The organism is Desulfatiglans parachlorophenolica, from assembly GCF_055394735.1.
This window is the reverse complement of the sequence record NZ_AP042460.1, coordinates 3,654,041-3,677,504: the sequence shown is the minus strand read 5'-3', so window position 1 is coordinate 3,677,504 and position 23,464 is coordinate 3,654,041. Positions and strand designations below refer to the sequence as shown.

The following is a 23,464-nucleotide window of genomic DNA, read 5'->3' as shown; positions in this document are numbered from 1 at the left end:
GGTCCCATGCGCAGGATCATTGCCGTTTTTACCATGCTGCTGGTTTTTGTCACGACGGGTCTGTGCCCGAGATTGCCGTGTTGCGCTCGTTCAGCCTGGGCCCTGTCGGTGGACGAGGAGCAGGAAATCGGCCGGGAGTTCATGACTCAGATCAAGGGATATTTCTCCTTTCTCGAAGATGATTTCGCCAATCGATACCTCAACGGCCTGGGGCGATACCTGCTTGCTCAGGTCGATACCCAGCCGTTCCCGTTCAATTTTTATATCATCAAAGATCCCACATTGAATGCGTTTGCCGCCCCGGGGGGGCAGATATTCGTCTTTTCCGGGCTCATCGGCGCCCTCGATCAGGTCGATGAACTCGCTGCGGTGATCTGCCATGAAATCGGGCATGTCACAGCTCGGCATCTGGCCCAGCGCATCGAGCAGAACAAGAAGATCGGTCTGATTACCATGGCCGGTATTCTTGCAGGGGCGCTGCTGGGCGGTACGGCGGCCGAGGCCCTGATCGCCGGGTCCATGGCGGCCGGTATTCAGGCACAGCTGCATTACAGCCGGGAAGACGAGCGGCAGGCGGATCAATTGGGGTACAAGTACATGTCCGGCAGCGGCTTCGATCCGCGGGGGATGGAGAGCACCCTTCAAAAGATCGCCAAAGGCAACTGGCTGGGATCGGATAAGATCCCAGCGTACCTTCTGACCCACCCGAGCGGGCCGGAACGGATGGCGAACCTGGAAGCTCTGTTGAGCGGTTACAAGGGGCATAGCCTATCGCCCGAGGCCGAGCAGTTCAGAAAGGTCTATCCGCTCTTCAGGACCGTTGTGATGGCTTACAGCATAGACCATGCTCAGGCGGAGCGAATGTTTCGGGCCGATCTCGAGAAGGATCCAGCCAGTCCACTCCCGCAGGTAGGTTTGGGGATTCTTGCGTTGGAAAAAAGAGATTACCCGAAGGCAATCGGGCTCATGGAAAAGGCCCTGGAGGATGGAAAGGACTATCGTTTACCGCTGTTGACCTATCTTGGGCAGGCCTACCAGTTGAGTGGACGCGATCAGGATGCCGTGCGCACCCTGAAAGAATCGTTGGCAGAGATGGGCGAGAACAGTACGGCACTCTATTATTTGGGGCTCTCCTACGAGAATTTGGGCCAATACACTCAGTCAGCCGAGATTTTCGAGCGTCTTGCTGTCTCGCCCTCGGCGAGGGACGATGTATATTATCATCTGGGGATTGGCTATGGGCGCCTGAATCGGTTGGCTGAAGCGCACTACAATTTTGGTATATATTTCAATAGATTGAACCAAATAGGCAAGGCGCGGTTCCATTTTGAAAAGGCGCAGGAGCTTTCAGCGGGTAACAGCGCCCTCGCTCAAAAAATAGGTCTGCTGCTTCAGGAATTGGAAAAGGTCGAACGTCACTGATTCTGGTGATCACTTTTTTCATACTGCTTCTTCGGTTCCGTTTCTTCTGCGCTCTCTTTCTCTCGATGGTCAAAAGTTGCCAGGACGATATCCCGATTGTGGATGATCTCACGGTCGTTCGGCTTCAGCCGAAGGGCGGTGTCGTAATCCTCTAGAGCGAGTTCCATCCGGCGGGTGAGAAAACGGACATTGCCGCGGTTGCACAGGGCATCCGCAGCATCTAGCTCCAGACGGATCAGTGCATCGAGGTCCTCCAACGCCTTTTCGTATTCCTGCAGACGGATAAAGGCCAAGGCCCGATTGTAGAGGGCGTCTCCATGTTCCGGGTCGAGATCAAGGCTGTTGCTGTATTCGGCCGCCGCCAGCTGGTCTTCTCCCGCAGCGGCATAAAGCCAGGCTCTGTTGTAGAAAAGATCGGGGTCGCCGGGATCTGTCTCAATGGATTTCGTCAACCGGTCGATCTCCGCTTCAATCGGCTGTGGGATTCCCGAGGCCTTCGCCACAGCCTGGATCTCGTCCTGCGAAGCCTTGCTTTCGGGGGGATGCGCCTCGGTGGAGAGGGGTGGCCTTGTCCGAGGGAGTGTCAGGGCGGGTGGTTGCTGCATGACAGCGTGCATGTGATCCCATTGCGACTTGACGAACCAGCCGATGAGGGCGTAGGGGATCAGCCCTATGGCGACGGCAGCGGCGACCAGGGCAGGTCGGGCGCGTGTGGCCTGGAAATGGCGGATGTCAGGTGTATCCCCGACCAGGAGACCTCCGAGCTGCCATCGATACAGCATGCACATGGACCAGGGTGAATACAGGTTCAGGGTCAGAGTGTTCAGGAGGCTGCTGATGAGGGTGATCTTCAGGAACTCCATAAAGCCGGCCCCGAAGGATGTCTTCTCCCCGCCGTAAAGGATGTGCTCTTCCTTCCATGCAAAAAACAGATACATGCCGTAAAGAAAATAAAGGCCGAAGGTGATCATCGGCAGGATGAAGAGGTGGATCACATAGAGAGGAAAGAGACCTCCCCCCGTGCCGTTGAACCGGCTGCGCTGGTCTCCTACGAAGGTGTTTTCCGCGCGCCACTTCAGGATGGCGCAGATCGCCCATGGGCCGAAAAACCCCAGGGTAACGAGGGTCAGAATCCCGTAGCCCAGAGAGAGCTTGAAGAGAACAGCCCCCGATCCGTCGAAACGAACCGGCAGTCCTCGGATGCGGGTATGAGAGGCCTTCAATCGGAGGAGCTTCACCCAGGCCCAAGGAGTGTAGATGCCGAAGGTCAGGACACTCAGCAGAAAAAGATGGATGAAGACCGTCGGAAAGTATTCGACGCCTTTTCCGGCAAAGCGGCAATTTCCTTCTGACATGGAACTCCTCCTTTTGGAGAGACGCTTCCGGTGGGAAACGATCTGAGCCGGTTATTCGAAATCCTTTAGAAAAGGCAGGGGGTCCTGAAGAAAATCCTTGTAAAAACAATAGGATTTTGTTTCGTGATAGTCGATTTCCTTGATGGGTACGTGATCGCAGCTCAGGATTTGGGCCTTTGGATAACTCAAGAGAATGGGTGAATGCGTGGCGATGATAAACTGCGTCGCCGGGCGGGCAAGGGCCCGATGGAGCATGAAGATAAAGTGGAGTTGATTGCGGGGCGAGAGCGCCGCTTCTGGCTCATCCAACAGATAAAGCCCCGGCAGGCGGCAGCGATATTCGAAGAATGCTAGAAACGCCTCTCCATGGGATTGCTGGTGCAAGGAACGGCCCCCGTAGTAATCCAGGAGGTTTCTGTCCGTGACGCTCATATCGTCGATAAAGGCTGCGAAGTTGAAGAAGCTTTCGGCCCTGAAGAAAAATCCCTTTACGATGCTGTCCCACTCCCATGTGCCCTTCATGCTGAGAAAGTGATGGAGGGATTTGCTGAAGGGGTTGCGGTGGGCGATATGGGATTTTTCGCCCCCCCAGACCGTCAGGCCGTAGTTCCGCGCGATGGCTTCGAGCAGGGTCGATTTGCCGCTTCCGTTATCCCCGACCAGGAACGCCGCGCGGTTCCGCAGATCGAGGCGGTCGCTTCCGGTCAAGGCCGGGACGTTGAATGGGTAGGATTCCCTTCTGGGGAACCGGTTGTGCAGGATGGTAATGGTGTCCACGTACACGCGGGCCTCGCTTCCTTCATATGGGTTGCAGGTTGGGCGAAAAAAGGGCGCATTCAGGGGAGATAGTCTTCCCTCACCGGTGAAAAGACCTCCACAACAACGGCATCCGCAAGGACCTCGGCCTCGTGGGGGACATCTTTGGGGATGCACCAGCTGTCCCCCGGTCCCGCCTCGAAAGAATCACCTCCCGCGGTCAGAGCGATCCGACCACTGACCACGTATCCGGTCTGTTCGTAGGGGTGGTGGTGCAGGGGGATCTTCTCCCCGCCTCCGATCCTGAACTCGCAAAGGATCGTGCATTCACCGTATACCAATGTTTTCATCCGGATGCCATTGGCCAGGGACCGATAGCCGTCCTCGCTTCTATGGTAAATCAAGGCGGTCTCCTCCCTCAGTATTCATCCAAAAATGATTACCCGGCACGACAACGTCTCCAATCCGGTAATATGGATTTTTTCTTCACACGCTTCGCGTGCTCAGTCCCGCCGCTTCGCGCCGGGTCCCGGTTCGCCGATATCGAGGAAAACAAGCGTTTGTGCGGAGTCGACCTGGCGGTCGACTCACAAGCAAATGTGTAGATTGACGCCGAGATCGGCCAAAGAGACCATTTCCGGATGGAAACTCCTTATGCAAACGTTTTGATCAGGATGTCAATCACCTTCAAGTCCGGCGGCGGAAATGAAAGCCGGGCCAGTTCCTGAACGCTCACCCACCTGATCGCCTGACCCTGGCGTGCGGTAGGCTGGCCTTCCTCCCGGGTGCAGAGAAAGAAATGGAGGGTGACCGTCTTGGAGGTGTAAGCGTGGTGGATGGTTGCAAGAGGGCGCTCCATTCTTACGCGGATGCCGAGTTCCTCCATCAATTCACGCTTCAGGCAGACCTCCGCGGTTTCCCCAGCCTCCTGTTTTCCTCCCGGAAATTCCCACAACCCTCCCAGGTGGGTTCCCTCGGGACGGCGGGTGATGAGGATCCTCCCTCCCTCTGTGAGGATACCTGCGGAGACATCGAAATGAGGCTTGGTTATATTCATCGGAAAAACGTCATCGTTCAGGCGAAGCGTCCAGGTTCAACAACCGCAGGCGAAGAAAGGCCTCGGAGGCTTCTTCGTGTTGGGGGACCAGTTGGAGGACCTGCCGGTAGGCTTCCATGGCACCCTTCAGATCCTGGTTCTTTTCTCGCAGCCGCGCAAGATGCAGCCATAGTTCATGGTTTTTGGGGTCGAGATCGAGAATTCCCTCCAAGGTGGTCATGGCTCTGTCCTCCCTACCGAGCTCCAGAAAGGCCACCAGCAGGTACTGGCGGAGCGCCTGCTCCTTGGGATTGGTGTCGACCGCCGGTTCCAGAATCTCCACCAGGCCATCATAATCTTTCTGGTCATGAAGCGTTTCGAAAAGGTAGGAGTAGGCGGCGATGTTTTCAGGCTGCAGGCGGATCAGTGTCCGTGCGGTCTGAACGGCCTGTGGCATATTCTCCATCCGGCGGTGAAGGTCGAAGAGGATCGTCTGCGCCGAAACATCCTCAGGGTGGCGTTCGGCAAATGCGGTCAGATGTTCGAGGGCCTCTTCGAGCTGTCCGCTCTGGTACTCGATTACCCCCAGGTTGAAGCGTACCGTATCATTCTGTGGATCGAGCGCCGCAATACGGCTGTAGATCTCCGCGAGCGCCTGTTCATCTCCCAGTTTTTCGAGGACCTGTGCCAGGAGCAGGAGCCCTTCCTGATCCTTGGGATCGATGGTTAGAACCTCTTCCAGGCGGCGCTTCGCCTCCGTCCACTGCCCCTGTTCAACCAGGCGATGGGCGAGCTTGAGGCGGCCTTCGCGGTCTCGGTCATTCAACAACAGGGCTTTTTCCAGGTAACGACGGGATGCTTCCGGTTGACCTGCCTTTTCATGGAGATATGCCAGGTTGTAATATAAATTGGGGTCATCCGGTTGATGGCGGGCGATTTGCAGATAATGGCCGATGGCCACCTGGTGCCGGCCGGCCTCGGCATGGATGAGGGCCAGCCTCGAATGAACCGGCAGTCCTTCCTCCTCCGGTATGAGCCCGAGAAGGGCCTCATAATAGCGGACGGCCTCTTCCGTCCTTCCGGCATGGTCGAGATCCCCGGCCAGCTCCCTGAGCGCCGAAATGTCGGCTGGATCCTGCTCCGTAATCTCCCTCAGGAGCCTGATCACGGTCTCCGAGTCGCCGGCGGCGGAATAGAGGTCGCAGATCTCTCTCAGGACGGACGGATCCCGCGTGCCCTCGTTCATCCTCTCCATCGTTTCAGCGGCTTTCCGCCATTGCCCCGTCTCTTTGTATGTTTCGACGAGACATTGCATGAGTGTCTTTTCACCGGGGTGGAAACGCAGGGCCTTTTGGAGGACGGAGACCCGTTCTTCGTGGGATATGGTTCTTACGGCCTTGTCCACCCAGTCTTCCAGGAAGGGCCTGACATCCAGAACGACAGAACCGATCGTCGCATTGCGGTACTTGACAAAGACCTCGAAACGATAGTGGTCGTAAATGTTCCGTTCGGGCAACAGAGAGGCTACAGGAAGCTCTTCGAAGCGCAGAGCGCCGATATCGAATTCAGGGCTCACCAGACGGAGGTCATGGTTGAAAGGAATATTGGTCAGGGTCTCCAGGATCCTTGCCCGGTCCCCGGGATGGAGCAAGAGGGTCCCGTTGGCGGCGATCCGCTTCGGCTCCTGGTTGACCTGGATGACGAGCGCATGGAATTGGGCACCCCGCTCGAAAAAACTGCGCCAGAAATACCACCCTGCACCGGCGCCTCCTGAAACGAGCAGGATGATTATCCAGAAAAGGGGCCGGGCAAAAAGATGTTTCTTTTTCCGTGTCTTGACCAAAGAGCTGCTCTCATTTGGACTGACCCTGCGCTCCCTTGGCTTTTCCGCCAGCACGGCCTTCCCAAAGGAGCAGGATCGGGCTGGCGACGAAGATGGAAGAATAGGTGCCTACCCCGATTCCAACCAGGAGCGCAAAGGCAAAGTCATGAATGACGCCGCCGCCGAGGACGAACAGCGCGATGACTACGACAAGGGTGGTGGAAGATGTTAGAATGGTGCGGCTCAAGGTTTCATTGATGCTGGTGTTGATGGTTTCGGCCAGGGGGCGGCGCTTGAAACGCCTCAGGTTTTCTCGGATACGGTCGAAGACGATGATCGTATCGTTCAGGGAGTAGCCGGCAATGGTCAGGACGGCGGCGATGATAGCCAGGGAGATCTCCCGGTCTGTCAAGGCGAAGGCCCCTATCGTGATGGTGACGTCATGGATGAGGGCGATGATCGCCCCAAGCGCATATTTCAGATTGAGGAACCAGCACATGGCCAGACTGACGAGCAGGGCCAGGACGATCAGCCAGGTGACGCTGACCCCGAAAATGGATGCGACATAGACGATGAAGATCAGGGCGACCGCCATCACGCCGCTCATCAGCCACTTCAGTTCGAAGCGACCGGAAATGTATATGGCGATGATCAGGATCGTGTAGAAGAGTGCAAACAGGGCCTTCTGCCGGAGGTCTTCCCCGACCTTCGGTCCGACCATTTCCACACGGCGGATGTCGGCAGGCTTTCCAAATTCGGCCTCGAGGGCGGATTGGACCTTTTCGCTCAGGCCGCTCAGGTCCAGATCCATTTTGCGCACGCGGATGAGGTATTCCTGCTCGGCCTCCTCACCGAATTCCTGCACGACGCTGTCCTGCAGCCCCAAGGGGTCCAATGCACGCTTGATCTCCGCCGGTGTCCGCTTCTGGTCGAGCTTGACCTGGATGAGGAGGCCGCCCGAGAAGTCGACGCCGTAGTTGGGTCCGCCGTGCCAGATGAGGAGGGCGATCGTGGCAAGGATCATAAGAAGGGAGAATACATAAGCGATTCTGCGCCTTCCAATGAAATCGAAATGAGTACCCGGTTTGATGAATTCCATTCAATAACTCCCGCAATGATTTAGATGCTGAGTTTTTTCATGCGCTTTTGGACATAGAGCAGATCGAAGATGATCCGGGTCACGAAGATCGCGGTGAAGAGACTGGCGACGATGCCGATGCTCAAAGTGACGGCGAACCCGCGCACGGGCCCGGTTCCAAACTGAAACAGGATCAGTGCGCCGATAAGGGTGGTGACCTGGGCGTCAAGGATGGTCACCAGGGCCTTTCCGTAACCGGACTCGATAGAGGCCCTGGGCGTTTTTCCCAGACGTGACTCTTCCCGAATACGTTCGAAGATCAATACGTTGGCATCCACTGACATGCCGATGGTCAGAATGATCCCGGCGATGCCGGGCAGCGTGAGGGTTGCGCCGAAAAACGAGAGCCCCGCCATGATGAAGATCAGGTTCAGAACGAGGGCGAGGTCCGCGATCAACCCGGAAAGATTGTAATAAATGACCATGAACAGGATGACGACGAGGCCGCCGATGAGCATGGATTTGATCCCTTTTTGGATGGAATCCATGCCGAGAGAAGGTCCGACGCTCCTTTCCTCGAGGATCTTCACCGGGGCGGGCAGGGCGCCGGCCCGCAGCACGATGGCGAGGTCCTTGGCCTCCTCCATGCTGAATCGGCCGGTAATCTGCGCCTTGCCGCCGGCGATCTTGTCCTGGATGACCGGGGCGGAATAGACATTGTTGTCCAGCACGATGGCCAGCCGCTTCTTGATGTTTTCCCCGGTGATCTGTTCGAAGAGCCTGGCACCGCGTGTATCGAAGGATAGCGAAACGTATGGTTCGTTGTATTGGCTGTCGATGGCGACACGGGCATCCGTGATGTACTCTCCGGTGAGGACCGCCCGTTTCTTGAGCAGATAGGGAATCCGGCGCCGGTCCGGTGATTCGGCCGCGGGGGCGGTTTCATAGAGGATCTCGTCCCCGGGTGGGATGTTCCCCTCGAGGGCCTCATCCAGGCTGTGATCTTCGTCCACCAGCTTGAATTCGAGCAGCGCGGTCTTGCCGATCAGCTCGATCGCCCGCTTCGGATCGCTCACCCCCGGCAGCTGAACCAGGATCCGGTGGTCTTCCTGCGGGCGGATTTCGGGCTCTGTGACGCCGAACTGATCGATCCGGTTTCGGATGGTCTCCAATGCCTGATCGACCGCCATCTCCTTGATCCGTTTTCGCGCGTCCGAACCGAGCTGCAACACCATTACCGGGTGGCCGTCCTGCTCGCCGCCCGTCTGGATTTCGAAGTCGGAATAGGCCATCTCGAGGGTTTCCGTGAACGGCTGAACGTCTTCAGCGCGCATCAGAACGACTCTGATCCCCTCGAGGCCGGTTCGCTCGATTGCCTGATAGCGGAGCTTCTCCTCCCGCAGATCGCCCTTCATCTCTTCGACTGTCCGCTCCAGGTGGCTTTCCACGGCTTTATCGACTTCCACTTCCAGCACCAGATGGATGCCCCCCTGGAGATCGAGCCCCAGGCGGATCCGGTCGTCCGGCAAGATCCGCGACCACCAGTCCGGAAGGGTGTTCGTGAGAGAAGGGGTCAAATAGATCAAGGCCGCCATTACAGCGAGCCCAACCAATGCGCTGCGCCAACTCAAGCTCTTTGCCACGGTTTACTCCTGGTTAAGCTGGTTTCCATCCGGAAGGGTTCTTCTTGGCCGATCCCAGCGTCGATCTGCACGTTCAATTGTGCGGCGACCTGCAGGGCGCCTAAATGTAAACGCTCGATGTCGTGGGTATTGTCCAAAACCCCCCTTGCCGGACTGGAAAGGTGTCCATACCTGATAAGCCTTTCCGGATGACATCTGGTTCAGCCAAGGAATTGCCATATTGCGCGGCAGCCGGAAAGGCTGCACCGGAGGATCCTAGGCGGATTCTCTGCCGATGATTCCGGCAATGGAGCCGCGGGATACCTTGACCCTTACTTTGGGGGCGATTTCCATCGTGACGGCGTCATCGGTCAAACCGGTGACGACGCCGTGCAACCCGCCCGAGCTGACCACGCGATCGCCTTTTTTGATGGATGAGAGAAGCTGTTTGTGCTGCTTCGCCTTTTTCTGCTGCGGCCGAATCAGCAGAAAATAGAAGATCACGAACATCAGAATCAAAGGGATGAAGGCGCCGAAGCCCCCTCCCTGCCCGCCGCCTGTGCCGTTCGTCCCCATTGCATGGGCCAAAAAATCCATCATGTATCCTCCTTCTTTTGATTGATTCCCTGAGATTGGTGGAACGTTTCTCTGAATAAGGCCATTTGTTCCGTTCTGAGAGCTTCTCTGACCGCCCGCATGAGATCGATATAATAGGCGAGATTGTGTATCGTATTCAACCTGTAAGCCAGTAGTTCACGCGCCATGAAAAGGTGCCTCAGATAGGCCCGGGAATAATGCCTGCACGTATAGCAGCCGCAGTTGGGATCGAGAGGCCTGTCGTCATCGGTATAACGGGCGTTCTTGATGGTCACGCGGCCGGTGGATGTAAACAGGGTGCCGTTCCTGGCATTGCGTGTGGGCATGACGCAGTCGAACATGTCGACGCCGAGGCAAACGGCCTCCACGAGATCTGCGGGGGTTCCCACGCCCATGAGGTAAACCGGCTTGTCCTCCGGGAGGAAAGGCCGCGTGGCCTGGATTACGGCGAGTCTGGTCGCTGCATCCTCGCCGACCGAAAGGCCGCCGAGGGCGTAGCCGTCGAAGTCGAGGGCGACCAGTTCCCGGGCGCTCAGGGCGCGCAAATCGGGGAACATCCCGCCCTGAACAATCCCGAAAAGGGCCCCGCTTCCCTCTTCTTTGCAGCCTGCACACCGTTCCGCCCAAAGGGTCGTGCGTTTGACGGCGTCCAGGACATCGTCATAGGCTGCGGGGAACGGCACGCATTCATCGAAGGCCATCATGATGTCCGATCCCAGCGCCTGCTGAATCTCCATGGCCTTTTCCGGACCAAGAAAGTGGCGGGAGCCGTCGATATGCGACTGAAAGACGACGCCGTCGGATGAGACAGTCCGCAGCCTGGCCAGGCTGTAGACCTGAAAGCCTCCGCTGTCGGTCAGGATGGGCCGACTCCAGTGCATGAAACGGTGCAGCCCACCGAGCCGCCGGATGAGGCTATGGCCAGGACGAAGGTACAGATGGTAGGTATTGGCGAGGATGATTTCCGCACCAATTTCCTCGAGTTCCTCCGGCGACACCGCCTTTACGGATGCCTGAGTTCCGACCGGCATGAAAGCGGGGGTTTCGATGCCCCCATGAGCGGTCTCCAAACGGCCGATCCGGCCCTCGCATTCCCGAGATCTATACTGGACGCTGAATCTCAAAAAGCATACGCTCAAGCGGGCCGCCGCAAGCCCCGTGCCTTCCCTCTTGATCGAGCCGGCGGCTGGCTTGATGCCGGTTTGTCACAGGATCAGCATGGCATCGCCGTAACTGTAAAACCGGTATCGATCTTCTACGGCCTTTTTGTAAGCCCTCCGAATCATGTCGTTCCCGCCAAATGCACAAACCAGGAACAAAAGTGAACTTTTCGGCAGATGAAAATTGGTGATCAGGGCGTCGACCAGCTTGAAGGAATGCCCGGGCGTAATCAGTAGACGCGTCCGGCCTTCGACAGCCCTTATGGATCCGTCTGCCAGCGCAGCTGTCTCGAGCGCTCTCACCACGGTGGTGCCGACCGCCACGACCCGGCCCCCGCGCTGCCTGGTTTTCGCAATGGACTCAGCGGTGCCGGACTCGATCCGATAATACTCCTCGCCCAGTCTATGACGGCGGATATCCGGGGTCCGAACCGGTTGAAAAGTCCCAAAACCGACGTGCAGAGTCAAGGCGGCAACCGCAACGCCGTTTTCCTCAAGCCTTTGGATCAGCTCCCGGGTGAAGTGGAGCCCCGCCGTCGGAGCGGCTATGGCACCTTTTTGGGCCGCATAGACCGTCTGGTATCTTTCGGCATCCAGGGCGGCGAAGGCATCGGGCGAGGTCCGCTTGATGTAAGGAGGCAATGGCACCCTGCCCCGTTCGTCGATCAATGTCTCGAGGGCTTCAGGGGAGTTGAACCGGATTCTTACAACCCCGTTTCCCTGGACCTCTTCAACCACCCCTCTGACCTGATTGTCCAGGAGGATCTGCCCTCCCGTTCGGGGTGGTTTGGAGGATTTCAGCAGGCAAAGCCGCACAGCCTCCGGCCTTCCGCCTTCGCCGTGCTGCAGAACCAGCAGTTCCACCCGGCCGCCGGTGTCCTTTTTCCCTTCGAGACGGGCGGGCACAACCCGGGTGTCGTTTACGACCAGCAGATCTCCGGGGTTCAGGAGCGTGGTAACATCATGGAAATGCCGGTCGTGGATTGCCCCGTTCCGACGGTCAAGCACAAGAAGGCGAGAGGCGTCTCTTCTCTCACTGGGAACCTGGGCGATCAATCCTGCCGGCAAATCGAAATTATAGTCATCCAGATCAAACATTGGTTATATTAAACCTGAAATTCTAAAAGAGCTTTCATTCAAAGTCAAATGCTTTTATTCATTGAAGAGATAAGCCAACAGAAGACCCAGGGACATCGAGATCACCCCCAGTATCCGAAGCTGGCCGTCCGGGATCTTTTGGATGGTCGACATCCATTTTTTCACCCTGTCAGGGCAGGCAAAGTAGGGAAGACCCTCGACAATCAGCAACAGCCCCAAAAGGCAGAAAAGCCAACGCATCCTGTTTACCTCATGGCCATCCGGGAATGATCTCTTCCTCCGCGCGGGTTTCGAACTGGAAATCCACCTGTCATCGACATTCGTTTCAGGATGGGGCGCCGCCGTTCCGGGCGGGCGGAGACCATGCCGTGAACAACCTGTCAACCAGGCGAGGGAGAGCCGCAGGGACTCGGGGATGGCATGGAACCCTTTCGAGATGGGGGGCAATCTTCTTCACGGAACCAAGCCCCCCGCGCGCCCGCATCAGGTTTGTGCATCGATAAGGGAACCGGCACGAATGCCGACTCATGATAGAGATCGAACGAGGGACTGTCAAGGCAGAGTACCACGGGTAGGCTGCAATTGCGCTTGAACTATCCGTGAAGATCAGTTAGCTTGTTTCCATCCGGAAATGGTCTTTTTGACCAATCTCGGCGTCAATTTGCGCGTTTGCTTGTGCGGCGACCCGGCAAGGTCGCCTCCGCACAAACGCTTGATTTCCTTGATATTGGCCAAAAATCCTCATTTCCGGATTGGAAACTTTGCCGCGCTGGATGCTCTTTTCCGGATGGAAACTAGCTTGTTCCCAATCCGGAAATGGTCTTTTTGGCCAATCTCGGCGTCAATCTGCGCGTTTTTTTGCGAGGCGGCCCGGCAAGGTCGCCCTTTGAATCCATGCGTCGATCGATGCCGAAATTGAAAAAGAAATCCACTTGACGAGGGAAGGTGGCTAGGTGCCGCATCGGGGGGTTTGAATCGGGTGGAGAATCAAAGCCGACCGAATCGTGTATGGATCGATCTGAAAGCGCTCAAAGAAAATTTCGAGCGGCTGAAGGATGCCGTGGGGGCTGATGTCCGTATCCTGGGCGTCGTCAAATCGGATGCCTATGGCCACGGGATGGTGCCCGTGGCGCGCACCCTGCTGGCATGCCGGGTGGATAGCCTTGGAGTGGCTTTTCTGCATGAAGGCATCGAACTGAGGGAGGCGATCGCGGGTTCTTTTCCCGTGGTGCTCCTTTGCGGGCTCTGCTCGAGGGAAGAGGCGTCTGCGGCGGTGGACATGGATCTGACGCCCGTGATTTTCGACGCGGACATGCTCGAGGTCGTCGATCAGGAGAGCGGCCGAAGGGGTAAAATCACCGGCTTCCAACTGAAGATCGATACCGGCATGGGGCGTTTGGGCATCCGGCCGGCCGACGCGGCTGCGTTTCTGGATCGGGTGCGGCGGATGCGGTTCCTTTCTTTGCAGGGGCTCATGTCCCATTTTTCATCCGCAGGAGAGAAAGACAGGACCTTTACCGAAAGCCAGATCGCTTGTTTCGAGGATGTAGTGAAAAGGGCCCGCTCGATGGGTTATACCCTTCCTCTGAACAATATCGCGAACAGCGCCGGGATGATGCTCTACCCCGAATCGCTTTCGAGCATGGTCCGGCCCGGTATACTGCTGTACGGGGGAAGTGCGGGTCGGCCTGCCTTCAAACCGGTGATGCATTTCCGAGGGCAGGTTCTTCAGGTGAAAACCGTGCCTGCCGGGACACCGGTCAGCTATGGGAGGACGTTTTACACGGCGGCGCCTGCGACGCTGGCGGTGCTCTCCGCCGGGTATGCCGACGGCCTGCCGCGCGGTCTCTCGAATCGGGGGCTTGTGCTCCTCCATGGCCAAAGGGTGCCTGTGGTAGGGACGGTATGCATGAACCTTACCGTTTGTGATGCGAGCTATTGCGGCGGCGTTTGCCCCGGGGATGAGGCGGTCTTCCTGGGGGCCCAGGGTGATGCCGTCATTACATGCGATGAAATGGCCGAATGGGCGGGAACCATTTCCTATGAAATCCTCTGCTCTATAGGATCGCGCCATGACAGGGAATATTTGGAATGAAAAGCAGGATCGAACAGTTACTGAAAGATACGATTGCAGATTGCTTCAAGAAGGGGCTTTTGAAGGATACCGAACCACCCAATTTTGTCATCGAGGTCCCCAACAATCCCGATCATGGCCATTTCGCCACGAATCTGCCCATGACCATGGCGTCCTCCCAGAGGCGCTCCCCACGGGATATCGCGGCTGTCATCCAGCAGAACGTGAAGGATGATGAGGGCTTCATCGAGCGCCTGGAGGTGGCAGGGCCCGGATTCCTCAACTTCTGGATCCGAACCACCGAGTGGCATGCCTTCCTTGCCCGTATCCTGGAAGAAAACGAGGGCTACGGGCGGTGCGCCCTCGGTCAGGGCCTGCGGATACTGGTGGAATTCGTGAGCGCCAACCCCACCGGTCCGCTCCATTTGGGCCATGGGCGGGGAGCGGCGCTTGGGGATACCTTGTGCAGGATCCTGGAGTGGTGCGGCTATGATGTTGTGCGGGAGTTTTATGTCAACGACGCCGGACAGCAGATTCAGATGCTGGGAAAGTCCATATACAGCCGCATCAAGCAAGTGTCGGACCCCGCCTACCCCTTTCCCGAAAAGGGGTATCATGGCGAATATATCCGGGATCTGGCCGACACCGTCAGCAGCGGGGTGCAGATCGATGCCATGCCGGAGGAGGATGCCTGCGCCTGCTGTGCCCAGGCGGGCAAGGAGATCATGCTGGAGGAGATCCGCCGGGATCTCGATGCCTTTCGAGTGCGCTTCGACGTCTGGTTTCATGAAAGTGAGCTGTTTCAATCCGGACTGCTCGGTGCGACGCTTCAGGCATTGAAAGACGGCGGCAGGCTCTACGAGAAGGATGGGGCGCTCTGGATCAGGACGACGGAGTTCGGCGACGACAAAGATCGGGTGCTTCGCAAGGGGGACGGCCAATTCACCTATTTTGCGTCGGATATCGCCTATCACCTCCAGAAGCGCGCGCGCGGCTTCGACAAGGCTATCAATATCTGGGGAGCGGATCACCACGGCTATGTTCCTAGGATCCAGGCCGCGCTGCAGGCCTATGGGCTGCCGCCGGACTGGCTCTCTGTCATGCTGATCCAGTTGGTGAAACTCTGGAAAAGCGGTCAGGAAATGAAGATGTCGAAGCGGGCGGGCTCCTACGTGACCCTCGAGGAACTCCTGGCGGAGGTGGGCGTGGATGCCGCTCGATTCGTGTTTTTAACCAAGAGCCACGATTCCTCCCTGGATTTCGACGTGGATCTGGTCAAGAAACAGGAGAGCGATAACCCCGTCTACTACGTCCAGTACGCTCATGCGAGGATCTGCAGCATCTTCAGGAAGGCCGAGGAATCCCATCTGGAGCGGTTGCCGGTCGGCCGGACCGGCCTCGATCGTCTCACCCTGGAGGAGGAAACGGGCCTCATCAGGGCGATGGCCGAATTCCCCATGCTTCTGCAGGATATCTGCCGAGCGCTGGAGCCCCACCGCCTGACGTATTATCTGACCGATTTGGCCGCCCGGTTCCACAAGTATTTCAATCTGGGGACGAAGCACCAGGATTGCCGCGTCGTAGGCGACGACGCCCTGCTGAGTCAGCAGAGGCTCCATCTCGTGGAGGCAATCAGGATCACCCTGTCGAACGGTTTGAGGCTTCTCGGTGTCGCGTCACCGGAGAGGATGTGATCGGCAACGGCTATGTCTTCCAGCAGGGGATCCAGAAGGGTCAAGCGAACATATCGTCTCGAACTGGGGATCGGCTCTTTTCTGTTCTGGATGGCCGGCCTGCTCGTTGTGCTGGGTTGGATTTTCATCCTGGGGATCATGGTGGGGCGTGGCGATGGTCCCGGATTCCTGAAAAATTTTCTGCCGAAGGGGCAGACCGGGGTGCCGCTTGCACGTGACCCCGCTCCTGTCAGCCAGGCGGTTATCCCGCCCTTGGACGAGGGGGCTGAGGACCCGGAACTGCGATTCTACGAGGAGTTGGCGTCGAAAAAAAACAACAGGGCCAGAGAGGAGCTGAAGCTTCGGAAAGATCAGGTCCAAAACGCAACCAAAGCGGCGGAAAAACCGCCGGTTCGATTGGTGCCTGAACAGGAAGGCGCGGGTTATGTGGTCCAGGTGGCCTCGCTCGACACAGAGGAGGGGGCGGCCGAGATGGTCAAGCGATTGTCCGCAAAGGGATTTCGGTCCTATTTTACCAAAGCGGCGGTCAAAGGCCGAGTGTATTACCGGGTCAGGGTCGGGCCTTTTACGGGCGCGGCGGAGGCTAAACGCTCCATGGAGGAATTGGCGGGCAAGGAAGGATTGGACGGTTTCTTGATGGAGACGGGGTTCTAATGAAGACGGACATGCATCTCAGGAAGGCCAGAACGGGCGACGTTCACGGCATCTACGATATTCTTACGCACTATGCCAAGCAGGGGCTTCTCCTTCAGAGGCCTTTGAGTGAACTCTACGATCATCTGAGGGATTATGTTGTGCTCGAGCAGGCCGATGCAGAGAAAACCCGTGGTCCTTCCTCAGGCCCTCAGGTCGTGGGGGTTTGTGGTTTAGGTGTTTGCTGGGAAGATCTGGCCGAGGTCCGGTCCCTCGCCGTCATGGAGGCCTATCGGGGCCGCGGGATGGGGCTGCGGCTGGTGGAGGCCTGTCTCTTGGAGGCTCGTGTGCTGGGTCTGAAAAGGGTCTTTACCTTGACGTACGTCCCGGCCTTTTTTGGAAAAATCGGCTTCCAGGTTGTCGATAAAGCGGTTTTGCCGCACAAGGTCTGGGCGGATTGCCTGAAGTGTCCCAAGTTTCCGGATTGTGACGAAATAGCGATGATGCGCGCTCTTTGATGCGTTTCCGGAGGGTCTTACCGGATGGCAGTTGTTTAGGGGGGGTATATGTTCGGCATCGGAATGCCAGAATTGATCATCATTCTGGTTATCGCACTGATCGTGATCGGCCCCAAGAAGCTCCCAGATCTGGCCAGGGCGCTGGGACGCGGGATGGCCGAATTCAGAAAGGCGACCCAGGAGATCAAGGAAAGCCTGGCGGTGGATGAGGATCTCGAATCCGTAAAAAAGGACCTCGTCGATGGGGTGAGCGGTCTGAACGGTAAGCCCGGCGCGCCGGAAACCAAAAAGCCGACTTACGAGGGATATGACCAGATGGTCGAGGAATACCGGCAGTCGAAGCAAGAGACCGGACAAAGCGACGAGCCGCAGTCCGCAAAGGAAAAGAATTCGGGGTCGACCACAGATGGATGACGACGTGAAGCAGCCTTTTATGGGCCATCTGGAGGAGTTGCGGCAACGACTGATCGTTTGCGCCATTGCCGTGGGCGTCGGTTTTGTGGGCGCCTATCTTTTTGCGGAACAGCTTTTTCAGGTGTTGATCCAACCGCTCAAGGCGGTGATGCCAGAGGGCGACAAGCTCATTTTCACGAATCTGCCCGAGATGTTTTTCACCTATCTCAAGGTTGCTTTCGTGACGGGCCTTCTTGCGGCTGCCCCCGTGATCTTCTACGAACTCTGGCTCTTCATCGCACCGGGTCTTTATCACAACGAAAGACGCTACGTCATCCCCTTTGCCGCTTCATCGACGGTGCTTTTCGTCGGAGGTGCGCTCTTCGGCTACCTCGTCGTGTTCCCTTTCGGGTTTCAGTTTTTTGTCGGGCTCTCGAACGAATACGTCAAGGCGTTGCCCTCCGTACGCGAGTATTTCTCTTTCTCGATCAAGCTCCTGCTGGCCTTTGGATTGGTCTTCGAACTGCCGGTCGTGATTTTTTTCCTGTCCCGGTTGGGGGCGGTGACCCCGGAAACCCTCAGAAAGAAGCGTAAATATGCCATCCTCATGACATTTATCGTCGGCGCGATCCTGACGCCCCCTGATGTCATCACCCAGTGCATGATGGCGGTTCCCTTGATTGCGCTCTACGAAATCAGCATCATCATCTCGAAGTTCGCCCAGAGGAAGGAAAAGGCAGCGGCCGATGATCCCGAGGCGACCGGCGGTAAATCGGAAGATAAGCCGGATAAACGGGCTTAGGGGAGCAGGACGGCCCGATCGCCCTGAATGGTCAGCAGAAAGGGCGCCTTGTCTACCTCGCCGTTTTGCCTGAAGGCGGTTTTTCCGGTAACGCCGTCGAAATCCCGTACCTCGAGCAGCGCCCTGCGCAGATCGTCACGGTTTTGGACGTTCCGTTGCCGGAGCACCTCCGACAGGAGCATGATCGTATCGTACCCTGTCGCGGCAAGGAGGTCCGGTGCCTTCATGAAGGTTTGCTGGTAGCTCGAGACGAAGGCCTGTGTCCGAGGATGGGGGTCAGCGGGGAAAAAGCCGGCCGGAAAAACGCTTCCCTGGATGTAATCCGCAGCCAGAGAAATGAGTTGGGGTGACTGCCACAGGCTGGTGCCCAGGAGCTGGACCCCTGAGATGTTGTGGTAGACGAGCTGTGGTGTGATCATGGCCACGCTCTGAGCATTGTCCGGAATGAACACGGCTTCGAAGTGGAGCGTGGGACGGGTGTTTTTGTCGGCTCCGGAGCGGGTTTTTAAAGCCGCGACACCTCCGAGCTTCAGGATCTGCTCCGAAAAATCGGTCTGCCCCGGTCTGTAGGACTCCATGACGCTCACCTCGCCGCCGTTCAGGTTGACCTGCTCCCAGAAAAGCTCCGAGAGGGTCCGCCCGTAAGGGTTATCGGGATAAAGCACGGCGAACCTGCGCAGGCCCAAGCCACCGAAGGCCTTCGTGATAAGAGTTTCCACCTCCTGGCGGGGAGTTGACATATTGCGGAAGACCCAATCGCCGAGGTCAGTGATGCCCTCCTTCTGGGTCAGGGTGATGATCGGGATTTGGAGTTCCTGAGCACGAGCGGCTACGGCGGAGGCGGTTTTGCTCGCCAAAGGCCCGATGATGGCTAACACGCGCTCGTCATGAACCAGTTGCTCCAACCCGAGAAGGGCCTCTTTCGGGTCCGCTCCTGAGTCTCGGATTACCAGTTCGAACGGGGCGCCTGGTTCGGAGGGGGCGAAAATACCCAACGCCAGCTGCATCCCGTTCAGGACTTCTTGACCGTAAAGGCTGTAAGGACCGCTCAAGGGAAGCACGCAGCCGATCAAATAGGGTTTCACCCGACGGGCGGATTCGATTCTTGCCAGTAGATTCTTTGCATCTTCGGCGGTCTTGGGATCATGGCTTTCCGCCGCAAGGACGCGCGCGAGGTCTGCGGCCTTTTCCAGATCATGGCCTTGGAAGTAAAGCTCTGCCATCCGGTACTGGATTTTTTCCAGGTAGTTTCTCTCGGTTGTAGACCGCCTCATCCTTTCCAACTGCGCGGCATCGGCGCCGTTGATCGCCTCCAAAGCCTTCGCCCGTGCCTGCTCCATGGATTCCGCATCTCCCTGGAAGGCATCTTCGGCTTGCAGATATCTGGTGAAAGCCTCCGGCAGGTCCGCGAGCGCCCTCGAATCCTCCCCAAGCAGCAAAAGAACTTGAGGACGCAAGCCATGAGAGGGATACATGGAAAGCCATTGAAGCAGCTCTTTCTGGGAGGTCTGGTAATCCCCATTGAGATACAGGACGCGGCTCAACTCATACCGCACCTCGGCGGCCGCAGGGTATTGCGGCGTCGATGCGAGCAGCCTGCGATAGATCTCCGCTGCCTTTTCATAGCTCTGTTGCCGGGAATACAGGCGTGCCAAACGATGCATGGACAGAGCCGTGTAGGCTCCGCCTGGGTGCTCGGACAGGTAACGCTCATAGGTGCTGAGGGCCGCTTCGGTTTGGCCGAGCTTTTCATAGGATTCCGCCTTGGTGATCAGGAACGGCTTTTCGGCGGTCTTGTGCGGGGTGGTCAAGGGCAACTGGGGTCTGCAGGAGAACAGAAGAAGGGCCATGCCCGCCAGCAAGGCGGGCATGGCCCTTCTCACGGATGACACGGGGATCATTGTTTTATTTTTTGACTTCCTCGAAATCGGCATCCACCACGTCCTCGTCTTTTTGCCCGCCGCCCTGGGGCCCGGCTTCCTGCCCTGTTTGCTGGGTCTGCTGCTGGCTGGCCTTCGCGTACATGGCTTCGGCGAGCTTGTGGGAGCTTTGGGTCAAGGTTTCGCTCAAACGCTTGATCTCCTCGACATTATCCCCTTCCATCGCCTTTTTCAAGTTTTCAATGGCCTGGTGAATGTCGGCTTTCGTAGATTCGTCTACCTTGTCGCCGACCTCTTTGATCGATTTCTCGGTGCTGTAGATGAGGGAATCGGCCATGTTGCGGGCATCGATCAACTCCCTTTTCCTCTTGTCTTCGTCGGCGTGCAGTTCGGCATCCTTGATCAGTTGGTTGATCTCCTGTTCGGACAGGCCGCTCGAGGCTGTGATCTTGATCGACTGCTCCTTGCCGGTGCCCATGTCCTTTGCAGAAACATTCACGATGCCATTGGCGTCGATATCGAAGGTGACTTCGATCTGGGGGAGCCCACGTGGAGCAGGCGGTATCCCGACCAACTGGAATCTCCCGAGGGTCTTGTTGCCGGAGGCCATCTCACGCTCTCCCTGAAGGACGTGGATCTCGACGGCAGGCTGGTTGTCCGCTGCAGTGGAAAAGATCTGACTCTTCTTGGTCGGAATGGTCGTATTTTTATCGATCAGTTTGGTAAATACGCCTCCGAGGGTTTCGATCCCAAGCGAAAGCGGCGTGACGTCGAGTAGGAGAACATCCTTCACTTCCCCTTTGAGGACACCGCCCTGGATGGCGGCGCCAACGGCGACCACCTCGTCAGGGTTGACGCCTTTGCTGGGTTCTTTGCCGAAGATCTCCCGGACCTTTTCCTGGACCTTCGGCATCCGGGTCATCCCGCCTACGAGGATGACTTCGTCGACATCACTGGCCTTCAGCCCGGCGTCTCTGAGGGCTGTCTGACAGGGTCCGACGACTTTCTGGATCAGGTCATCCACCAGGGCCTCGAGTTTCGCACGGCTGAGCTTGATGTTCAGGTGTTTGGGGCCGCTTGCATCCGCCGTGATAAACGGGAGATTGATGTCCGTCTCCGTCGATCCGGACAACTCCATCTTGGCCTTTTCGGCCGCTTCCTTCAGCCTCTGGAGCGCCATCTTGTCGTTGCGCAGGTCGATTCCCTGATCCTTCCTGAATTCGTTGGCCAGATAATCCAGGATGCGCAGGTCGAAGTCCTCCCCCCCGAGATGGGTGTCTCCGTTGGTGGATTTCACCTCGAACACCCCTTCGCCGATCTCTAGAATGGAGATATCGAAGGTTCCGCCCCCGAGGTCGAAAACGGCTATTTTGCGATCGCCTCTCTTGTCGAGCCCATAAGCGAGAGAGGCCGCCGTCGGTTCGTTGATGATCCGCTTGACCTCCAGACCGGCGATTTTCCCGGCGTCTTTGGTCGCCTGTCGCTGGCTGTCGTTGAAGTAAGCCGGCACCGTGATGACGGCTTCCGTCACCTTTTCGCCCAAATAATCCTCGGCGGTCTGTTTCATTTTCTGAAGAATCATCGCCGATATCTCAGCCGGACTGTAGTCCTTGCCCTTGATCGATACGTGGCCATCGCCGTTTGGGGCCTTGCTGATCTTGTAAGAGAGAACGCCCAGATCTTTCTGGACCTCGGCGGAATCATACTTTCGGCCAATGAGCCGTTTGACTGCAAACACGGTATTTTCCGGGTTGGTAACGGCCTGGCGTTTGGCCGCCTGGCCGACCAGCCGCTCTCCGCTATCTGTAAAGGCAACAATGGACGGCGTCGTTCGTGCGCCTTCGGCATTGGCGATCACCACCGGATCGCCGCCTTCCATGACGGCCACACAAGAGTTGGTGGTACCGAGATCAATTCCTATGATTTTTGCCATTTCCCTGCCTCCTGATTTTCAAGCACAATATTTTATGACGAGTACGGAACAGCCCTTTTGGAGGAATCAACCCTCGCTGTTTTTTCTGCTGACGACTACGGTAGCCGGTCTCACGAGCCTTTCGTTCAGCAGGTAACCCTTCTGCAGTTCATGAATGACGGTACGGGGCTCGACAGAGGCGTCTTCCTGTTCCGATATAGCATCGTGAAAGTGGGGATCGAAAGGCTCCCCGAGCGCTTTGACTTCGGAAACCCCTTCTTTGTGCAGGGCGTCCCTCATCCCTTTGAGGGTCAGCCTGACACCCTCGCGCAAAGCCTCCAAGGCCTTTTCGTCCTCAGCGTGGGTCAGAGCGGTTTCGAGATTGTCGACGACCGGCAAAAGCTGCTTGATCAGCGCTTCGTTTCCAAATCGGATCAACCCATCCTTTTCTTTCTGGAATCGCTTCTTGAGATTTTCGATCTCGGCCTGTGAACGGAGATAAAGATCGAAATGTTTATCGGCTGTATCCTGAGCTTCCTCCAGTTTCTGGAGGAGTTCTTCGCGGCTCATCTCTTCCACCGGTTTCGACTTGGTTTCCTTCCCGCCACCTGCGGATTCATCGGATGCCTGGTGATGATCCGCCTTTTCGCGAGAAGCTTCCCGGTTGCGATCAGCCTCAGAAATATCGTTCATTCTTCCTGTCCGCTCCCATTTGTTGGAGTTGAAACGGTGCCGCCGACCGTTTCGGACGGCTAGAAGCAAACCTAAGCATCTTGAAAGGCTTGTCAAGTTGAAAAGCCGAAAGATTTTTCCAGCTTGCACAGGATTGGGCTGTGTTTTACGGGCAGAAAGGGCAGGAAGGCATGGCGCGCAAGGATCAGAGGAGGGAAATGCGGGGGCTCAGGCCCTGCGGAAAACCGCGCCGCAGCCCCGTGTGCAAAGCCGCTGCAGGGCCAACGGAAGGCCCATTGCCGAGCGCAACTATGGACGGTTCGGAAGGATACGGGTTTCGATATCTCGAAGCAGGGCAGGGGCAAAGGCCCGCGTCAGCGAGCGGGTCTCTTCGTCCGTCGAGCCGGTCGGTTTGATGAAAAGCCCGTCGGCGGCGGCCTTGAAAAGGGCCACGGCGTCGTTGATCAGGGATTTCCGGGTGTAGAATACCGCCGGTACTCCGGGGTAGCGTTTTCTGGCCTGTTCGAGGTTGTAGAGGCCGTATTCACGGTTCTGGCCGACACGGGCGCACACCTCTTCGAAAAGGTGTCTCCAGCAGTCTACGATCGTGAAAAAACGCTTCAGATATTCGTTGTTGACATCCCCCGAAAAGCCTTCAAGCCCAGCATACACCTGATCCAGGCCCGGGAATCCGGCGACTTTCCGCTCGACTTCCTGCCTCGGGGTGATGGAAGGGGATGCAACGGATGGGTCCTGGCCCCATAAATCCAGCAAAAACAGGGCGGGTATCCGTTCACTCAGACGCTGACAAGCCTCTTCGAAGGTCTTGGCCTGCACGAATTCGAAGCGGGGGGCCTGCGGGGCGATTTCCTCCCGAACGAGAGCGTGCTCGAAGTCGGAATCGTCGATAAAACAGATGATCGGTTTGTTTTCCATGCCG

Annotated in this window: 24 protein-coding genes; 9 read left to right on the top strand and 15 right to left on the bottom strand. The window is 57.4% G+C overall.

Annotated elements, in window-relative coordinates; genetic code table 11:
* Positions 1 to 6 precede the first annotated feature (6 nt).
* Positions 7 to 1,422, top strand: coding sequence for a M48 family metalloprotease (locus ACZ500_RS17170; RefSeq protein WP_464228629.1), 1,416 nt, complete (start codon positions 7 to 9; stop codon positions 1,420 to 1,422).
* Here the strand turns inward: ACZ500_RS17170 and ACZ500_RS17165 are convergent.
* Genes ACZ500_RS17165 through ACZ500_RS17155 form a run of 3 tightly spaced genes read right to left on the bottom strand, consistent with a single transcriptional unit; the run spans position 1,416 to position 3,937 of the window.
* Complete coding sequence (locus ACZ500_RS17165; protein WP_464228628.1) at positions 1,416 to 2,777, bottom strand: DUF898 family protein; 1,362 nt, start codon at positions 2,775 to 2,777, stop codon at positions 1,416 to 1,418. The two genes, ACZ500_RS17170 and ACZ500_RS17165, sit on opposite strands and share 7 nt — an antisense overlap.
* Positions 2,778 to 2,828: 51 nt before the next feature.
* Positions 2,829 to 3,560, bottom strand: a complete 732-nt coding sequence (locus ACZ500_RS17160; RefSeq protein ID WP_464228627.1) for an AAA family ATPase — start codon at positions 3,558 to 3,560, stop codon at positions 2,829 to 2,831.
* A gap of 53 nt (positions 3,561 to 3,613) precedes the next feature.
* Complete coding sequence (locus ACZ500_RS17155) at positions 3,614 to 3,937, bottom strand: cupin domain-containing protein (protein ID WP_464228626.1); 324 nt, start codon at positions 3,935 to 3,937, stop codon at positions 3,614 to 3,616.
* 69 nt (positions 3,938 to 4,006) lie between these two features.
* On the opposite strand from ACZ500_RS17155, the gene ACZ500_RS17150 reads away from it, so the two are divergent.
* Entirely contained in the window at positions 4,007 to 4,138 is a 132-nt protein-coding gene (locus tag ACZ500_RS17150) for a hypothetical protein (RefSeq protein WP_464228625.1), read from the top strand.
* 47 nt (positions 4,139 to 4,185) lie between these two features.
* On the opposite strand, the gene mutT is transcribed toward ACZ500_RS17150, so the two are convergent.
* The 8 genes from mutT to ACZ500_RS17110 form a co-directional block, all read right to left on the bottom strand.
* The gene (gene mutT, locus ACZ500_RS17145; RefSeq protein WP_464228623.1) at positions 4,186 to 4,590 is read right to left on the bottom strand and encodes an 8-oxo-dGTP diphosphatase MutT; all 405 of its coding nucleotides are present in this window, start codon (positions 4,588 to 4,590) and stop codon (positions 4,186 to 4,188) included.
* A gap of 10 nt (positions 4,591 to 4,600) precedes the next feature.
* Positions 4,601 to 6,412: a tetratricopeptide repeat protein gene (locus ACZ500_RS17140; protein ID WP_464228622.1), complete on the bottom strand. Its 1,812-nt coding sequence runs from the start codon at positions 6,410 to 6,412 to the stop codon at positions 4,601 to 4,603.
* 10 nt (positions 6,413 to 6,422) lie between these two features.
* The gene (gene secF / locus ACZ500_RS17135; protein WP_464228621.1) at positions 6,423 to 7,490 is read right to left on the bottom strand and encodes a protein translocase subunit SecF; all 1,068 of its coding nucleotides are present in this window, start codon (positions 7,488 to 7,490) and stop codon (positions 6,423 to 6,425) included.
* Positions 7,491 to 7,510: 20 nt separating this feature from the next.
* On the bottom strand, positions 7,511 to 9,064 hold the full coding sequence (gene secD, locus ACZ500_RS17130; protein WP_464233074.1) for a protein translocase subunit SecD: 1,554 nt from the start codon (positions 9,062 to 9,064) through the stop codon (positions 7,511 to 7,513).
* A gap of 303 nt (positions 9,065 to 9,367) precedes the next feature.
* Complete coding sequence (gene yajC, locus ACZ500_RS17125) at positions 9,368 to 9,691, bottom strand: preprotein translocase subunit YajC (RefSeq protein WP_464228620.1); 324 nt, start codon at positions 9,689 to 9,691, stop codon at positions 9,368 to 9,370.
* The gene (gene tgt / locus ACZ500_RS17120) at positions 9,688 to 10,758 is read right to left on the bottom strand and encodes a tRNA guanosine(34) transglycosylase Tgt (protein WP_464228619.1); all 1,071 of its coding nucleotides are present in this window, start codon (positions 10,756 to 10,758) and stop codon (positions 9,688 to 9,690) included. Before tgt ends, yajC begins: the two co-directional genes overlap by 4 nt.
* Positions 10,759 to 10,893: 135 nt before the next feature.
* Positions 10,894 to 11,946, bottom strand: a complete 1,053-nt coding sequence (gene queA / locus ACZ500_RS17115) for a tRNA preQ1(34) S-adenosylmethionine ribosyltransferase-isomerase QueA (RefSeq protein ID WP_464228618.1) — start codon at positions 11,944 to 11,946, stop codon at positions 10,894 to 10,896.
* Positions 11,947 to 12,000: 54 nt separating this feature from the next.
* Positions 12,001 to 12,186, bottom strand: coding sequence for a DUF2065 domain-containing protein (locus tag ACZ500_RS17110; protein WP_464228617.1), 186 nt, complete (start codon positions 12,184 to 12,186; stop codon positions 12,001 to 12,003).
* Between the two features lie 429 nt (positions 12,187 to 12,615).
* Here ACZ500_RS17110 and ACZ500_RS17105 point away from each other — a divergent pair, with 429 nt between their 5' ends.
* The 7 genes from ACZ500_RS17105 to tatC all read left to right on the top strand — a co-directional run bounded on the left by ACZ500_RS17105 (position 12,616) and on the right by tatC (position 18,060).
* Complete coding sequence (locus tag ACZ500_RS17105; protein ID WP_464228616.1) at positions 12,616 to 12,744, top strand: hypothetical protein; 129 nt, start codon at positions 12,616 to 12,618, stop codon at positions 12,742 to 12,744.
* A gap of 181 nt (positions 12,745 to 12,925) precedes the next feature.
* On the top strand, positions 12,926 to 14,041 hold the full coding sequence (gene alr, locus ACZ500_RS17100) for an alanine racemase (protein WP_464228615.1): 1,116 nt from the start codon (positions 12,926 to 12,928) through the stop codon (positions 14,039 to 14,041).
* Positions 14,038 to 15,714, top strand: a complete 1,677-nt coding sequence (argS, locus tag ACZ500_RS17095; protein ID WP_464228613.1) for an arginine--tRNA ligase — start codon at positions 14,038 to 14,040, stop codon at positions 15,712 to 15,714. Before alr ends, argS begins: the two co-directional genes overlap by 4 nt.
* Before the next feature lie 12 nt (positions 15,715 to 15,726).
* Positions 15,727 to 16,368, top strand: a complete 642-nt coding sequence (locus ACZ500_RS17090; RefSeq protein WP_464228612.1) for an SPOR domain-containing protein — start codon at positions 15,727 to 15,729, stop codon at positions 16,366 to 16,368.
* Positions 16,368 to 16,865, top strand: coding sequence for an N-acetyltransferase (locus tag ACZ500_RS17085; RefSeq protein ID WP_464228611.1), 498 nt, complete (start codon positions 16,368 to 16,370; stop codon positions 16,863 to 16,865). Before ACZ500_RS17090 ends, ACZ500_RS17085 begins: the two co-directional genes overlap by 1 nt.
* 48 nt (positions 16,866 to 16,913) lie before the next feature.
* Complete coding sequence (gene tatA / locus ACZ500_RS17080; RefSeq protein ID WP_464228610.1) at positions 16,914 to 17,279, top strand: twin-arginine translocase TatA/TatE family subunit; 366 nt, start codon at positions 16,914 to 16,916, stop codon at positions 17,277 to 17,279.
* Entirely contained in the window at positions 17,272 to 18,060 is a 789-nt protein-coding gene (tatC, locus tag ACZ500_RS17075; RefSeq protein WP_464228609.1) for a twin-arginine translocase subunit TatC, read from the top strand. Before tatA ends, tatC begins: the two co-directional genes overlap by 8 nt.
* Here tatC and ACZ500_RS17070 read toward each other — a convergent pair.
* The 4 genes from ACZ500_RS17070 to ACZ500_RS17055 all read right to left on the bottom strand — a co-directional run bounded on the left by ACZ500_RS17070 (position 18,057) and on the right by ACZ500_RS17055 (position 23,460).
* Positions 18,057 to 19,931 carry an ABC transporter substrate-binding protein gene (locus ACZ500_RS17070; RefSeq protein WP_464228608.1) on the bottom strand — a complete coding sequence of 625 codons (1,875 nt, stop codon included), beginning with the start codon at positions 19,929 to 19,931 and terminating at the stop codon, positions 18,057 to 18,059. The genes tatC and ACZ500_RS17070 overlap by 4 nt on opposite strands.
* 34 nt (positions 19,932 to 19,965) lie before the next feature.
* On the bottom strand, positions 19,966 to 21,873 hold the full coding sequence (gene dnaK, locus ACZ500_RS17065; RefSeq protein ID WP_464228607.1) for a molecular chaperone DnaK: 1,908 nt from the start codon (positions 21,871 to 21,873) through the stop codon (positions 19,966 to 19,968).
* A gap of 66 nt (positions 21,874 to 21,939) precedes the next feature.
* Positions 21,940 to 22,545: a nucleotide exchange factor GrpE gene (grpE, locus tag ACZ500_RS17060; RefSeq protein ID WP_464228606.1), complete on the bottom strand. Its 606-nt coding sequence runs from the start codon at positions 22,543 to 22,545 to the stop codon at positions 21,940 to 21,942.
* 288 nt (positions 22,546 to 22,833) lie between these two features.
* Positions 22,834 to 23,460 carry a hypothetical protein gene (locus ACZ500_RS17055; protein WP_464228605.1) on the bottom strand — a complete coding sequence of 209 codons (627 nt, stop codon included), beginning with the start codon at positions 23,458 to 23,460 and terminating at the stop codon, positions 22,834 to 22,836.
* Positions 23,461 to 23,464 lie beyond the last annotated feature (4 nt).

Bases quoted from the DNA above. Each gene is read 5' to 3' on its own strand.
- ACZ500_RS17170 (WP_464228629.1), top strand. From the start codon at position 7: ATGCGCAGGATCATTGCCGTTTTTACCATGCTGCTGGTTTTTGTCACG.
- ACZ500_RS17165 (WP_464228628.1), bottom strand. From the start codon at position 2,777: ATGTCAGAAGGAAATTGCCGCTTTGCCGGAAAAGGCGTCGAATACTTT.
- ACZ500_RS17150 (WP_464228625.1), top strand. From the start codon at position 4,007: ATGGATTTTTTCTTCACACGCTTCGCGTGCTCAGTCCCGCCGCTTCGC.
- mutT (WP_464228623.1), bottom strand. From the start codon at position 4,590: ATGAATATAACCAAGCCTCATTTCGATGTCTCCGCAGGTATCCTCACA.
- secF (WP_464228621.1), bottom strand. From the start codon at position 7,490: ATGGAATTCATCAAACCGGGTACTCATTTCGATTTCATTGGAAGGCGC.
- secD (WP_464233074.1), bottom strand. From the start codon at position 9,064: ATGGCGGCCTTGATCTATTTGACCCCTTCTCTCACGAACACCCTTCCG.
- yajC (WP_464228620.1), bottom strand. From the start codon at position 9,691: ATGATGGATTTTTTGGCCCATGCAATGGGGACGAACGGCACAGGCGGC.
- queA (WP_464228618.1), bottom strand. From the start codon at position 11,946: ATGTTTGATCTGGATGACTATAATTTCGATTTGCCGGCAGGATTGATC.
- ACZ500_RS17110 (WP_464228617.1), bottom strand. From the start codon at position 12,186: ATGCGTTGGCTTTTCTGCCTTTTGGGGCTGTTGCTGATTGTCGAGGGT.
- argS (WP_464228613.1), top strand. From the start codon at position 14,038: ATGAAAAGCAGGATCGAACAGTTACTGAAAGATACGATTGCAGATTGC.
- ACZ500_RS17090 (WP_464228612.1), top strand. From the start codon at position 15,727: ATGTCTTCCAGCAGGGGATCCAGAAGGGTCAAGCGAACATATCGTCTC.
- ACZ500_RS17085 (WP_464228611.1), top strand. From the start codon at position 16,368: ATGAAGACGGACATGCATCTCAGGAAGGCCAGAACGGGCGACGTTCAC.
- tatA (WP_464228610.1), top strand. From the start codon at position 16,914: ATGTTCGGCATCGGAATGCCAGAATTGATCATCATTCTGGTTATCGCA.
- tatC (WP_464228609.1), top strand. From the start codon at position 17,272: ATGGATGACGACGTGAAGCAGCCTTTTATGGGCCATCTGGAGGAGTTG.
- ACZ500_RS17070 (WP_464228608.1), bottom strand. From the start codon at position 19,931: ATGCCCGCCTTGCTGGCGGGCATGGCCCTTCTTCTGTTCTCCTGCAGA.
- dnaK (WP_464228607.1), bottom strand. From the start codon at position 21,873: ATGGCAAAAATCATAGGAATTGATCTCGGTACCACCAACTCTTGTGTG.
- grpE (WP_464228606.1), bottom strand. From the start codon at position 22,545: ATGAACGATATTTCTGAGGCTGATCGCAACCGGGAAGCTTCTCGCGAA.
- ACZ500_RS17055 (WP_464228605.1), bottom strand. From the start codon at position 23,460: ATGGAAAACAAACCGATCATCTGTTTTATCGACGATTCCGACTTCGAG.